Source organism: Anaerobacillus sp. CMMVII, assembly GCF_025377685.1.
In the GTDB taxonomy this organism is placed as follows: domain Bacteria; phylum Bacillota; class Bacilli; order Bacillales; family Anaerobacillaceae; genus Anaerobacillus.
Genome location: NZ_JACEHK010000001.1, coordinates 95811 through 108471, shown reverse-complemented (window position 1 = coordinate 108471; position 12661 = coordinate 95811). Strand labels below are relative to the sequence as shown.

13 protein-coding genes are annotated in these 12661 nt (G+C 38.0%); all 13 read right to left on the bottom strand.

Annotation, left to right across the window (positions count from 1 at the left end; all coding sequences use genetic code 11):
• The 13 genes from pabA to H1D32_RS00445 all read right to left on the bottom strand — a co-directional run bounded on the left by pabA (position 1) and on the right by H1D32_RS00445 (position 12457).
• Entirely contained in the window at positions 1–579 is a 579-nt protein-coding gene (gene pabA, locus H1D32_RS00500; RefSeq protein ID WP_261176276.1) for an aminodeoxychorismate/anthranilate synthase component II, read from the bottom strand.
• A 12-nt stretch (positions 580–591) separates the two neighbouring features.
• A complete protein-coding gene (locus tag H1D32_RS00495) occupies positions 592–2013 on the bottom strand; it encodes an anthranilate synthase component I family protein (RefSeq protein ID WP_314733336.1) in 1422 nt (473 codons plus the stop codon).
• Between the two features lie 324 nt (positions 2014–2337).
• Positions 2338–3264 (bottom strand): cysteine synthase A, encoded by a 927-nt coding sequence (cysK, locus tag H1D32_RS00490; RefSeq protein ID WP_314733335.1) that lies wholly within the window; start codon positions 3262–3264, stop codon positions 2338–2340.
• A 179-nt stretch (positions 3265–3443) separates the two neighbouring features.
• Positions 3444–4322, bottom strand: a complete 879-nt coding sequence (gene hslO, locus H1D32_RS00485; RefSeq protein ID WP_261176274.1) for an Hsp33 family molecular chaperone HslO — start codon at positions 4320–4322, stop codon at positions 3444–3446.
• 121 nt (positions 4323–4443) lie between these two features.
• The gene (locus H1D32_RS00480) at positions 4444–5211 is read right to left on the bottom strand and encodes a type III pantothenate kinase (protein ID WP_261176890.1); all 768 of its coding nucleotides are present in this window, start codon (positions 5209–5211) and stop codon (positions 4444–4446) included.
• 172 nt (positions 5212–5383) lie between these two features.
• A complete protein-coding gene (gene ftsH / locus H1D32_RS00475) occupies positions 5384–7366 on the bottom strand; it encodes an ATP-dependent zinc metalloprotease FtsH (protein WP_261176273.1) in 1983 nt (660 codons plus the stop codon).
• A gap of 71 nt (positions 7367–7437) precedes the next feature.
• The gene (gene hpt, locus H1D32_RS00470; RefSeq protein WP_396126135.1) at positions 7438–7977 is read right to left on the bottom strand and encodes a hypoxanthine phosphoribosyltransferase; all 540 of its coding nucleotides are present in this window, start codon (positions 7975–7977) and stop codon (positions 7438–7440) included.
• Between the two features lie 82 nt (positions 7978–8059).
• Positions 8060–9469, bottom strand: coding sequence for a tRNA lysidine(34) synthetase TilS (gene tilS / locus H1D32_RS00465; RefSeq protein ID WP_261176271.1), 1410 nt, complete (start codon positions 9467–9469; stop codon positions 8060–8062).
• Positions 9453–9896 (bottom strand): threonine/serine exporter family protein, encoded by a 444-nt coding sequence (locus H1D32_RS00460; protein ID WP_261176270.1) that lies wholly within the window; start codon positions 9894–9896, stop codon positions 9453–9455. Before H1D32_RS00460 ends, tilS begins: the two co-directional genes overlap by 17 nt.
• 14 nt (positions 9897–9910) lie before the next feature.
• The gene (locus H1D32_RS00455) at positions 9911–10666 is read right to left on the bottom strand and encodes a threonine/serine exporter family protein (RefSeq protein ID WP_261176269.1); all 756 of its coding nucleotides are present in this window, start codon (positions 10664–10666) and stop codon (positions 9911–9913) included.
• Positions 10667–10786: 120 nt separating this feature from the next.
• On the bottom strand, positions 10787–11596 hold the full coding sequence (locus H1D32_RS00450; protein WP_396126122.1) for a protein kinase domain-containing protein: 810 nt from the start codon (positions 11594–11596) through the stop codon (positions 10787–10789).
• The gene (locus H1D32_RS25225) at positions 11587–11757 is read right to left on the bottom strand and encodes a hypothetical protein (protein ID WP_396126121.1); all 171 of its coding nucleotides are present in this window, start codon (positions 11755–11757) and stop codon (positions 11587–11589) included. Before H1D32_RS25225 ends, H1D32_RS00450 begins: the two co-directional genes overlap by 10 nt.
• Complete coding sequence (locus H1D32_RS00445; protein ID WP_261176268.1) at positions 11726–12457, bottom strand: VWA domain-containing protein; 732 nt, start codon at positions 12455–12457, stop codon at positions 11726–11728. Before H1D32_RS00445 ends, H1D32_RS25225 begins: the two co-directional genes overlap by 32 nt.
• Positions 12458–12661 lie beyond the last annotated feature (204 nt).

Sequence of the window (12661 nt, the reverse complement as noted above, 5' to 3'; positions counted from 1 at the left end):
TTAGTTACCTCGAGAGTAATGCTCAATGAAATTTTTTAATAGCTTTTTACCATCGACCGTCATGATTGATTCTGGGTGAAATTGCACTCCTTCAATCGGAAGATCCTTGTGACGAATCGCCATGATTTCACCTTCAGAGGTCTCTGCGGATATTTCAAAGCAATTTGGTAGTGTTTCTCTTTTTACGATTAAGGAATGATACCTTGTCGCTGTAAATGGAGAGGACATTCCTTTAAAAATAGTTTTCTTATCATGAACCATTTCAGATGTTTTCCCATGCATTAGTCGTTCAGCACGGACAACATCGCCACCGAAAACCTGAGCAATCGATTGATGCCCTAGGCAAACTCCAAAGATAGGGATTTTTCCAGCAAAATATTTAATAGCATCCATACTGATTCCTGCCTCATTCGGACTACAAGGTCCCGGTGAAATCATCAAGTATTTCGGCTTTAATTGTTCAATTTCCTCAATTGTAATTTTATCATTGCGTCTCACTACTAATTCCTGTCCCATTTCACCTAAATATTGAACAAGATTATAAGTAAACGAGTCATAGTTATCAATCATTAAAATCATCTGTTCTCCTCCTCAGCTCTTCACTTTACTTTTCTCTGCTTCACTCAGCTCTTTCGCCTTCCATAACGCCATTGCTTTTTTTAGTGATTCTTTATATTCAGCTTCTGGGTTAGAATCAATTACAATTCCTGCCCCAGCCTGTACATAAGCGTACCCATTCTTAGCAACCAGCGTTCTTATTGCAATGTTTAATTCCATATTACCATTATACCCGATCCACCCAATAGAGCCAGTATAAACACCACGCCGTACCGGTTCAAGCTCTTCAATAATCTCCATCGTTCGAACCTTTGGTGCACCAGTTATTGTCCCTCCAGGGAAAGTTGCTTCAATCACGTCATAAAGATCATAGGCAGGATCAAGCTTTCCGCGAACATTTGAAACAATATGCATCACGTGAGAGTACTTTTCAATGACCATTAATTCGTTAACTTCTACAGTACCAAAACGACTTACTCGTCCTAAGTCGTTTCTTTCTAAATCAACTAACATTACATGCTCTGCTTTTTCTTTTTCGTTTTCAATAAGCGTTCGAGCTAATTGTTCATCTTCATGAGTATCTTTACCTCTTGATCTTGTACCGGCAATCGGGCGTGTACTTATGTCCTCTCCCTGTTTTTTTACTAGCAATTCAGGAGAACCGCTTACAAATTGAAATTCAGGTGTCTGAAAATAAGACATATAAGGTGATGGATTTATTTCACGTAATTTTTCATAAATATGCAACGGTTCAGTTTGAAGCCTTTTGGCTTGGCGAACAGAAAGATTAACCTGAAATACATCTCCATCAGCGATGTAATTTTGAATTTTGGCAACAGCATGTTTAAACTCATCTTCCGTTAAGGAAGCCTCCCAGTGATCATCTATATCAAGTTCAGATTTATAATCCCAGAGTTGTTCCCTAGCAGGAGTTAACCAAAGTGCTTCTAGTTCCTCAAGTCTTTGTTCAGCCATCGCCTTTTGACCTTCTTGATAATGTGTAATAAACCAAAATTGCTGTTCTTTATGATCATATACAAAGACATCATCAAACAATAAAAAGTACAGATCTTCCGTATTTAGGTCATCATGGCTTTGATTAGGCAAACGTTCAATCTGTCTTATCAGGTCATAACTTATAAAACCAATTGCACCACCCTGAAATTCAGGTAACAGAGCATCTGTTTCGGTTTGATAAACACTCATCCACTCCTTCATTGATGGAAGCAAGGGACCCATTTTCGTGATTGTTTCATTGCCTACCTTGATAGTTAATACTTCATCCTTCCCTGATAATATCGCCCAAGGATCTAGACCGATGATAGTGTAATTTCCACCTCTACCACTTTCTAAAACAATATGGTGCTTTTTATACTTAGCTAGTTCTTTATATTTTGCAAACCAATCAAAGTTCTTTGCACATATGGATTTACCTATTGGAAAGCGTTGATTGATTTGATTAGCTACGGTTTGTCCCAAAATGACGTTCACACTCCATATACTATAGTACTTTTATTATTAGTGTTTCTGCTTTTTCTCATTTTATTTTATCACTAATGTTATAGATACTTAAAGCAGGAAAAATTGCTCTACAAAAAGATGAGACCAAGCACCTTGATTAGCCCGATAAATCGCGCCTTTTCAGGAGATAAAAAGGCAGAGAGCTACTTTCTACAAAAATCTAATCTCCCACAAATAAGAAATCCATATGATCTAAACATTGAGTACTAAAAATGCTAACCTAAACAAAAAAACAGCCCCAAGGGGACTGTTCTACATTTAGTCTTCAAATTGATATAAAGCTGTACTCAAATATCTCTCGCCGTTACTCGGGATGATCGCGACAACTTTTTTACCTTTACCAAGTTTCTTTGCCACTTTTAAAGCAGCTGCTATTGCAGCTCCAGAAGATATCCCACCTAATATTCCTTCTTCTTTTGCAGCACGACGTGCATATTCAAAAGCCTCTTCAGTAGAGATTTGAATTACCTCATCATAAATGGCTGTATTTAAAATATCAGGAACGAAACCAGCACCAATTCCTTGAATTTTATGTGGACCTGGTTTGCCTCCAGATAAGACTGGGGAATCCGTAGGTTCAACAGCTGCAATGTGTAAGTTAGGGAATTTTTCCTTCAGGACTCCACCTGCACCTGTGATTGTTCCACCTGTTCCAATTCCAGAGACAAAGCCATCTAACTGTTCTCCAACTTGCTCTAATAATTCTTTACCCGTCGTTAAACGGTGGACTTCAGGATTCGCTTCATTTTCAAATTGCTGAGGCATAAAATAGCCATTTTCTTTGGCTAGTTCTGTTGCTTTTCGGATAGCTCCCCCCATTCCTTCTGGCCCCGGGGTTAATACTAATTCAGCCCCATAAGCACGAAGTAAATTGCGGCGCTCTAAACTCATTGTCTCAGGCATTACTAATATCGAACGGTACCCTTTAGCAGCTGCGACCATCGCTAAACCTATTCCAGTGTTACCGCTAGTTGGCTCAATAATGGTAGCTCCTTCTTTAAGCGTTCCATTCTTTTCAGCAGTTTCTACCATCGCTAATGCAATACGGTCTTTAACACTACTTCCCGGGTTCATATATTCAAGCTTTAAATAAATATCTGCATGATCTTCTGAGACAAGCCGATTTAATTTTACAAGCGGGGTTTGACCAATCAAATCTGTAATTGAGTTTACTACTTTCATTATAATATCCTCCTCGAAAAAATCTTAGTTTTAATACCGAGTAAATAGATTGGTTTAATTAATATTAATTTATCAGAGGATTCAGAAACTGTCAACCAATATTTGTTAACTTAAATAATTAATATTGTAAAGGCGTCATTTTAAATCCACCCACAAAACTCTAAACTCTACACTCTTAACTCTTATTTAGACTCTTCCCTAAGTTCTTCTAGTTCAACCTTCGTAAACGTATATTTTTCGTTACAGAAATGGCATTCAGTTTCGGCACCGCCATCTTTTTCAATCATTTCAGTTAGCTCTGCCTTCCCTAGACTTATTAAAGCCTGTGAAATTCGTTCTTTCGAACATGTACACTTAAACACAACATCCATCTTTTCAAGAATTTTTACATTGTCGTCCCCCAGTAGAGCATAGAGAAGTTCTTCAGGCGGCATTCCAGCTTCAATTAATTTAGATACTGGTGGTATTGTAGCAAGTCTGTTTTCAATAAATGTAATTGTCTCATCATCCGCGCCAGGCATTAATTGGATGATAAAACCACCGGATGCCAATATTGAGTTATCTGGATTTACAAGTACCCCAACTCCAACTGAAGCTGGCGTTTGTTCTGAGGATGCAAAATAATACGTAAAATCTTCTCCGAGCTCACCAGATATTAGTGGGACGCTTCCAGTAAAATGATCACGCATACCAAGATCCTTAACCACTGCCAATAATCCATCTCTACCAACTGCACGTGCAACATCCAATTTACCGTGTTCATTCAAATCAAAGTGGACCTTAGGATTTCCTACATAACCTCTTGTTTCGCCTTTGGCATTACTATCAACAATAATCGCCCCTATCGGTCCGCCCCCTTCAATTTTAACGGTCAACTTCTCATTACCCTTTAACATCGCGCCCATCATGGTTGATGCAGTCATCGCTCTTCCAAGTGCAGCTGATGCAGTTGGCCAAGTTTCATGACGTCTAACGGCTTCACCGACCATTTTCGTTGTTTTTATAGCGTAAGCACGTACTTTGCCTTCAAATCCAATAGCTTTTACTAAGTAATCTGACATTACTTTCCCACCTTCATTAAAATCATTTTTATTAGTTTACGAAAAACGAAGAGGCTGATTCAAGCTAGTTTACGACCATCTTGAACGATGGTGCCTGCCATGCTTGAAACATCCTCTAACACTACTCAATATTTTTGTTATAAATCATCTGAAGCCCTTTAAGGGTCAAGAACGGTTCAACAACGTCAATAAGTGTTGATTCGTTGGCTATTAATGGTGCTAAACCACCTGTTGCAATTACCTTAGGGTTTCCATTTGCTTGTTCCTTCATGCGAGTAACAATACCTTCAACTTGTCCAACATATCCATATAAAATACCTGCTTGCATCGCGCTAACCGTGTTTTTACCGATGATATTTTTCGGCTTAACAATTTCAATTCTCGGTAACTTTGATGCTCGATTATAAAGGGCTTCGGTCGAAATACCTATCCCTGGTGCAATTGCCCCACCCATATATTGTTTGTCTTCATTGATATAACAGTATGTAGTTGCAGTTCCAAAATCAACAATAATTAGCGGACCACCATATAAATCTATCCCTGCTACAGCATTTACAATGCGATCGGCACCTACTTCTTTAGGATTATCATATTTTATATTTAAACCTGTTTTGATTCCCGGGCCGATAACCATAGGCGTAATTGAAAAATATTTTTTACACATTTGCTCTAAGGCATACATAATTGGCGGAACGACTGAAGAGATAATAATTCCATCGATATCCCTAAACTGTAGCTCTTCATTAGCAAAAAGCTGTTTCACCATCATTCCGTACTCATCTTCAGTTTTCTGTCGATTAGTACCAATACGCCAATGATACTTCAGCACTTCCCCATCATATACACCGAGCACAATGTTTGTATTCCCAACATCTAAAACAAATATCATCATGTCACCTACTTAGGTTTTGTATTTTTATCCTCTTAATTATAGTTAGTTATACATTAAAAATGAATAACAAAAATTAAGGATAGCGGTTACCTTATATATTACATTAATATCCGCAAAAATTCCTACTATCAAGATTAAAAAAAGGTGTCTAGAAAGACACCTTTTTCAATTATTCTTTTTTATTATCTTCAGATTGTGTTTCTTCTGAAGGTAGTAGTGCATCTTCATCAGATTGCTTATCTGATGTATCTTTCTTGGCACTAATGTTTACTTTCACATCACCTTCAGCAACTGTCTCCGCTTTATTATTAGAGTGGTGGTTTTCTGGAAGCTTACCCTCTGTCATTAAAGCTTTGATTTGTTCAGCATCTAAAGTCTCAACTTCTAATAATGTTTGCGCAATTAATTCAAGCTTATCTTTGTTTTCAGTTAAGATCGTACGACAACGTTCATAGCTCTCTTTAATAATACGTTGCATTTCTTGATCAATCTCGTAGGCAATTGCATCACTATAATTTTGCTCATTATTAATATCTCGACCAAGGAAAACATTACCACCTTGAGCTGAACCAAACTGCATCGGTCCTAATTTATCACTCATCCCATATTCAGTTACCATCTTACGAGCAATACTTGTTGCTCTTTGGAAATCGTTATGAGCACCTGTACTTACTTCACCGAAAATTATTTCCTCGGCAACTCGACCACCTAATAAACCAATAATTTTATCTATTAACTCTGGTTTCGTCATGAAGTAACGATCCTCTTTAGGAAGCATCACGGCATAACCACCAGCCTGGCCACGAGGAACAATTGTTACCTTGTGAACGAGGTCAGCACTTTCTAATTTCACACCCACTACTGTATGACCAGCTTCATGATATGCAACAATATTCTTTTCCTTCTCAGAAATCACTCTGCTTTTCTTAGCAGGCCCAGCAATGACACGGTCAATCGCTTCTTCAATATCATTCATATCAACTTTTTTCTTATTGCGACGAGCAGCAACTAAAGCAGCTTCGTTTAATAAGTTTTCCAAATCAGCTCCTGAAAAACCTGGTGTACGAGTAGCAATTGTTTTTAAATTAACATCGCTAGCTAATGGCTTATTTCGTGCGTGGACCTCAAGAACTGCCTCACGTCCTTTAACATCAGGACGACCCACTAAAATCTGACGGTCAAATCGACCTGGACGAAGTAATGCAGGATCTAAAATATCAGCACGGTTCGTTGCGGCAATAATGATAATTCCTTCATTAGCACCAAAGCCATCCATTTCAACTAATAATTGGTTCAATGTTTGCTCACGTTCGTCATGGCCGCCACCTAAACCTGCGCCACGTTGACGTCCAACTGCATCAATTTCATCAATAAAGATGATACAAGGTGCATTTTTCTTAGCATTTTCAAACAGGTCACGTACACGTGATGCACCGACCCCAACAAACATCTCCACAAAGTCTGAACCACTAATCGAGAAGAATGGTGTACCCGCTTCACCAGCAACTGCCCTAGCAAGTAAGGTTTTACCTGTACCTGGAGGACCCACAAGTAGGACCCCTTTTGGTATACGAGCGCCAATTGCCGCAAATTTACGAGGATCCTTTAAGAACTCGACTACTTCAACTAACTCTGCCTTTTCCTCATCTGCTCCGGCTACATCAGTAAACTTGGCTTTCTTTTTATCATCATAAAGCTTTGCTTTACTTTTCCCAAAGTTCATTACACGACTTCCGCCACCTTGGGCTTGACTTAAAAGGAAAAAGAATAAAATAAAGATAATCACAAATGGAATGATTGAAGTAAAGAATGTTACCCAACCACTCGTTTGTTCTGCTTGTAACACCTCTAACTCGATACCGCCTCTTTTAGCTGATTCTAAGAGATCAACAAGAGCTATATCAGATTCAGGAATATTTACAACAAATGACTCACCTTCAGCCATTGTTTTCAGGCTTCCGCGAATGACATAAACACCACGAACAGGCTGTATTGTTGTTGGGCCAACTTCACCACGTTCTAAATGTGCCTGAAATTCACCGTACTTCATATCCTTTGTATCTGTTTGCGGCCCGTTAAAGAAACTAACGATCCCAACAATAACTAAAAAGATTAATAAATAAAAGACTGTATTTCGAAAAATTCGATTCATCTTTTACCTCCTCCCACTGGCAAATAAAGCTTAAATTATAGTATCACAAAAGTATTCTTATTCACAATTAATTAACCTTGATAGATCTCTGGCTTCAATATACCGATATAAGGTAAGTTGCGGTAGCGTTCAATATAGTCTAAACCGTAACCAACAACAAATTCATTTCGGACTTTAAACCCAGCTAGATCTGGCTTTAGATCAACTTTCCGACCTTCAGGCTTATCCAATAACGTAACAATCTTAACAGACTTTGCTTTTCTATAGTGGAACAGTTCAACTAAATATTTTAATGTTAAACCACTATCGATAATGTCCTCAATTATTAGGACATCTCTTCCTTCTACAGAAGTGTTTAAATCCTTAATAATTTTAACTTCCCCAGAAGAAACCATTTCATTACCATAACTAGACACGTCCATAAAGTCTAATTCAATATGGCAATCAATTCTTTTAATTAGATCACTCATAAATGGCATTGCACCTTTTAGGACTCCTACCGCAAGCGGAAAACGATCTTGATATTCATCAGTTAGTGCCGCACCTAGTTCCTTAATTTTCGCTTGGATTTCTTCTTCAGAAATTAGTACTTCCTTAATCTCATCTCTCATCATGACTTAAATATAACCCCCTAGAATAATGTATAGCTAATTTAGTAATCATTCTTCTTTTGGTAAAAGCAATTGTAAATATTTATGTAGGTAGATCTAGCTGTAGACTTGTTTCATAATATAACACCAAAAATTTCTTTGTATCCAGTGTAGGAAGAGCAAAATTGGATCTCCTTAATCCTGGAACCCAAAGAATTTCACCATTACCATTCACAACTATTGGCCAATCGTCTCGATTTTCGCGCTGAATTTTCTCATCAATAAATAGCGATTTTAATTTTTTCGTACCACTCATTCCTTGTAGTGACATATTATCACCAGGTCTACGGTTTCTTACCATTAAAGGTAACTTTATTTTTTCAAAATCACAAATAATTACTTTTTTATTTAATTTAAGAGTAGGAAAAAAATCGGTGACTTCTCCAATTATCTTACCCTTTTTAACAGTTACAATCCCCGGTACCAATAATTGATAACTAAACCCTGAGACTTTTGTTTCATTATCAAAGGATAAGGTACAGTAATCATAGGATTTTGAAATTCTTAAACCGTTTGGAAAGGATAGAGAGCCTGAAGGATGAGCATTCTTAACAAGAGTCAAAAACTGTTCAATATGTATAGAGGTAATTTCTGGTATGTTTTGTTCGTAAAGATAGTTTAATATTAGTTGAAAGCCTCTTCTTTGTAAAGGGATAGCCATATCATTCAATGTAGAAATCGAAAGCACCACTTTTTGAGGTTTTTTAGAGAGGATCACTTTTGATATCTCTTGTTCAGCTAATGATTCTAGAAATAACTCGTCCTCGAACCTAAGTTCACTTTGCTGCTGAAATCTTTCATGAACTGCTGGATTTTCTACTTTTAATACCGGTAATATTCCATTTCTAATTCGATTTCTCATGTATTTAGAAGTAAAGTTACTCTCATCAATTCTTGGATTAAGTCCCTCTGTCCCACAGTAGTGGTAAATTTCATCTTTTGATAAACAAAGAAATGGTCGAATGATCATCCCTCTACTAAATGGGCGTTTTACAGGTATTCCTGCTAATCCAAACCCTTGAGCTCCCCTAATTTGTCGCATAATCATTGTTTCCACTTGATCATCACCATGGTGAGCCAAAGCTAGTACCTGAGCACCATGTTTATTCATTACTGATGAAAAAAAATCATAACGACATTCTCTTGCCGCTACTTGAGAACTCAGCTTATGCTGTTCCTGATATTGCCTGACATTTATATGAACACCTTCAAACTCAATACTCTCTTTATTACAGTAATCTTCTACAAAAGCATAATCGGCTGCTGATTCGTCACCACGGAACATATGATCTACGTGTGCAGCGATAATCCTTAGGTTCATTCGCTTCTCCTCCGACTTTAAAAAGTGAAGAAGTGCAAGAGAATCGGGTCCACCAGAAACACCAACAATAACCGTGGCACCTCTAAATAAAAGCGAATGCTTTTTAATGAAGGAATTAACGACCTGCCTCATAGCGGTGACCAATCCCCTTTCCGAATGAAAATACCGCTAGAGCGAAGACAATTCCTGCAGCTATCGCCCCTGCTTGTAGCATTGTTTCTATCCCAAGCTCGAGACCACCGATATAGTCACTATCGACAAAAGCCAACATGGTATAATACGCTTTACTGCCTGGAACTAATGGAATAATCCCCGGTATGGTAAAAGCCGTTGCCGGTATTCGAAATCTCCTCGATAAAAATTGTGCGAGCGTAGCTGCCGTAATAGATGCAATACTTGTTGCAAAAATTGAAGTAACTCCGAAATCAGGCAAAATCCGAAAGATTGACCATGCCAGCATCCCGATTGCTCCTCCAATGAGCAAAGAGTTTCTTGGCACACTAAAAATAATTCCAAATGACACTGTTGCAAAAAAACAAACAATTAGTTCAACAATCATAATTTACCACCTATTTATAAGAATAACGAAATTGCCAGAGCAATTCCTGTAGCAATTGATAAGGAAGTAATCGTCGCCTCTGCACCACGACTAACACCTGCAACTAGATCTCCACTCATTAAATCCCTTACTGCATTTGTCAACGGTACTCCTGGTACCAAAGGCATTAATGTACCGATGATAATTTGGTTTAAATTTGTTCCAAAACCCACATAAACGAGCGCAATCGCAACTGCCCCTCCCGTAAATGCTGCAATAAACTCAGCAAAAAACTTCACCCTTAAATATTTTTCAACCTCAATTAATAATACACTAGCCGTTACACCAGCAATAAAGGCAGGAATGGTATCCTTCACTCCACCTCCAAAAAGGTACGAAAATGCACCTCCTGCAACACCTGAAGCAAAATGGATAAGCCAAATTGGATAATTCATCGGTGACAAAACAATCTTTCGTAGCTTTCGGTATGCTTCCTCAGCTGTTATCGTACCGATGACAAACTCCCGTGAAACTTGGTTTACAAGCGTGACCTTATTTAAATCATAATATCTGTCATCAATCCGAATCATTTGCATCGTGTCCCCTTTATCGTCATCCTTAAACGAGATAAAGATCCCCGTAGTTGTCACAAAACTATGAACATTTTTTAACCCTGCTGCTTTTGCCATCCTTTCTAATGTTTCTTCAACACGATAAGTTTCCGCACCATAAGTAAGCATGATTTCACCAGCAAGTAAACATACGTCCATCATTTGGTCTGCCTTTCCCATTTTAGCCCTCCCTTCTTAAAGTGCAGTTGAGAGTGTAGAGTTTTGAGTTAAGAGTTTTTTGGTACTGCTTCCAAACAGCGCTTAAAAACACTCAAAACTCAAAACTCATCACTCAAAACTTCACATCATTTGTCCAAATAAGTATAGGATATATGCTAAAAGAAGGAAAGAGGCAAAAAGAAACGTTTCCAAAATTCCTGATGACTTTTCTTTTGTTGTTTTTTGGGGTTTCGGATGATGACTTTTGACTACAGTTTGCTTTTTAATTGGCTTAACCATAGTTTGTTTTGATTTACTGATCGCTTCAATAACATCTTTTTTCATTACTTGGGCGTTTGGATATTTACCCTGTAATGCATTAAGTAAAACTGTTTCATATTGCTTAAGAATTGGCTTCCTCTGAATTCTTTCCTTTAGTTGTTTAATTCCCTCACCGTTTTTTTCAAATCGATTTTGGTACCCTACGTTTATAATAATCATCGCAACCGCAAATAGATCATAGGTAGGTTCCGCTACCCTAGTACCCAAGCCCCAATATCCTCGGTCATAAAACTCCGTATATTCTTTAATTGATCTACCTAGTAATGTAGTTCCACCTACATCGAGCCAGCGAATGCGTGGTGGTGGACCCACAACGATTAAGTTATCAGGCTTTAAGTCTCCAAATACCCAACCGGCTTGATGAAGGCGATCCAGATCCCCTAACAGCTGAACCATAAAAATTCCAACCCATTCACTACCTTTACCTGAAGTAAACGTGAATAAGTCTTCTCCCTTGAGGTATTCCATCGCATAAAAAGGAATTGTCCCTTCAGGTGTCACCCAATCATCAACATCAACCAAAGAAGGCCCAAGGACTTGTCCTTGAACCTTTGAAAAATGCTTGAGGACGTTTACCTCAGAGGTAATGGCCATACTATTTAAACCCATTTAACTGCTACTAAGCCCTCTGGAGAGTTAGCTAAATACACAGTTCCCGTCGCTCCGTTCCCTAATTCTTTTACTATTTTATAGGGTCTCTTATGCCATTTACCAACAATTTTTGTTTCAGGAGGTAGATTACATACTTGACTCTGCTTCAAATTGCTCATCAGCTAACAGACTCCTTCTACTCTTTCGTGGAAACATCGAAATCGCCTCTTGAAGAGCTGGACCTGTTGGGGTAATACCTCCAGATGCTAACTTATGAAAGACACCTGTTAAGGAATCAATTTTCGGTGTCCAGCTTAACAATTTATCAACTTCTTTTCGTTTCCCCGGAAATGAGTATAATGAAAATTTATTAGACCCTAATCGAGAATTTAAACTAATCGACAAATCTGTTAGAGCCTCTTGCACCATTGCTAGTTTATTTTTCATGCTAGCACTTGTATCTACTAATATTAAAAGTTCAAGATCCATTGTCTCGCCAAGTTCATCGACAACCTCCATCACTTGCCCACGCTTCTCTGGCGGTAAATCTTCTATATCTTGGTCTTTGCCTAGTATTTGAGTTAACTCTCTATTAACAACACCGTGAATTGTTTGCGTCATTGCCTTTCTTGTTACCATTTGTACCGTTTTGGCAAGTTGTTGAGTATATACGACTTGGCTAATCCCGCCACCTGATAACGCTATTGATTTAATCTCCTCGATACCTTGATCACTAATCCGATCATCATCTACTACACCGATCACATTTACTGTAATGCCCTCTTCTTTCGCCAAAGCTGCAATTGCAATAGGATCTTCACCTTGGTTCGAACAACCATCTGTTAATAATAAAATTTGTTTTAATGTACCTTTCCTCATAACAACAATTCCCCTCCAATTCATATGAATGTTACCATCATTCACGTTTTCGAAGGGGAATATACTTTATCTGACTAATTTAGTTTGTATATTTTGAATTCTTTACTAGTTCCATGTTTTGAGTTTTGAGTTTTGAGTTTTGAGTGGCTTGAAAGAAAAGCTACGAAGAAATACTAAAATAACTCAACACTCTACACTCTTAAC

Bases quoted from the DNA above. Each gene is read 5' to 3' on its own strand.
- pabA (WP_261176276.1), bottom strand. From the start codon at position 579: ATGATTTTAATGATTGATAACTATGACTCGTTTACTTATAATCTTGTT.
- hslO (WP_261176274.1), bottom strand. From the start codon at position 4,322: ATGTCAGATTACTTAGTAAAAGCTATTGGATTTGAAGGCAAAGTACGT.
- H1D32_RS00480 (WP_261176890.1), bottom strand. From the start codon at position 5,211: ATGATATTTGTTTTAGATGTTGGGAATACAAACATTGTGCTCGGTGTA.
- ftsH (WP_261176273.1), bottom strand. From the start codon at position 7,366: ATGAATCGAATTTTTCGAAATACAGTCTTTTATTTATTAATCTTTTTA.
- hpt (WP_396126135.1), bottom strand. From the start codon at position 7,977: ATGAGAGATGAGATTAAGGAAGTACTAATTTCTGAAGAAGAAATCCAA.
- tilS (WP_261176271.1), bottom strand. From the start codon at position 9,469: ATGAGGCAGGTCGTTAATTCCTTCATTAAAAAGCATTCGCTTTTATTT.
- H1D32_RS00460 (WP_261176270.1), bottom strand. From the start codon at position 9,896: ATGATTGTTGAACTAATTGTTTGTTTTTTTGCAACAGTGTCATTTGGA.
- H1D32_RS00455 (WP_261176269.1), bottom strand. From the start codon at position 10,666: ATGGGAAAGGCAGACCAAATGATGGACGTATGTTTACTTGCTGGTGAA.
- H1D32_RS00450 (WP_396126122.1), bottom strand. From the start codon at position 11,596: ATGGGTTTAAATAGTATGGCCATTACCTCTGAGGTAAACGTCCTCAAG.
- H1D32_RS25225 (WP_396126121.1), bottom strand. From the start codon at position 11,757: ATGAGCAATTTGAAGCAGAGTCAAGTATGTAATCTACCTCCTGAAACA.
- H1D32_RS00445 (WP_261176268.1), bottom strand. From the start codon at position 12,457: ATGAGGAAAGGTACATTAAAACAAATTTTATTATTAACAGATGGTTGT.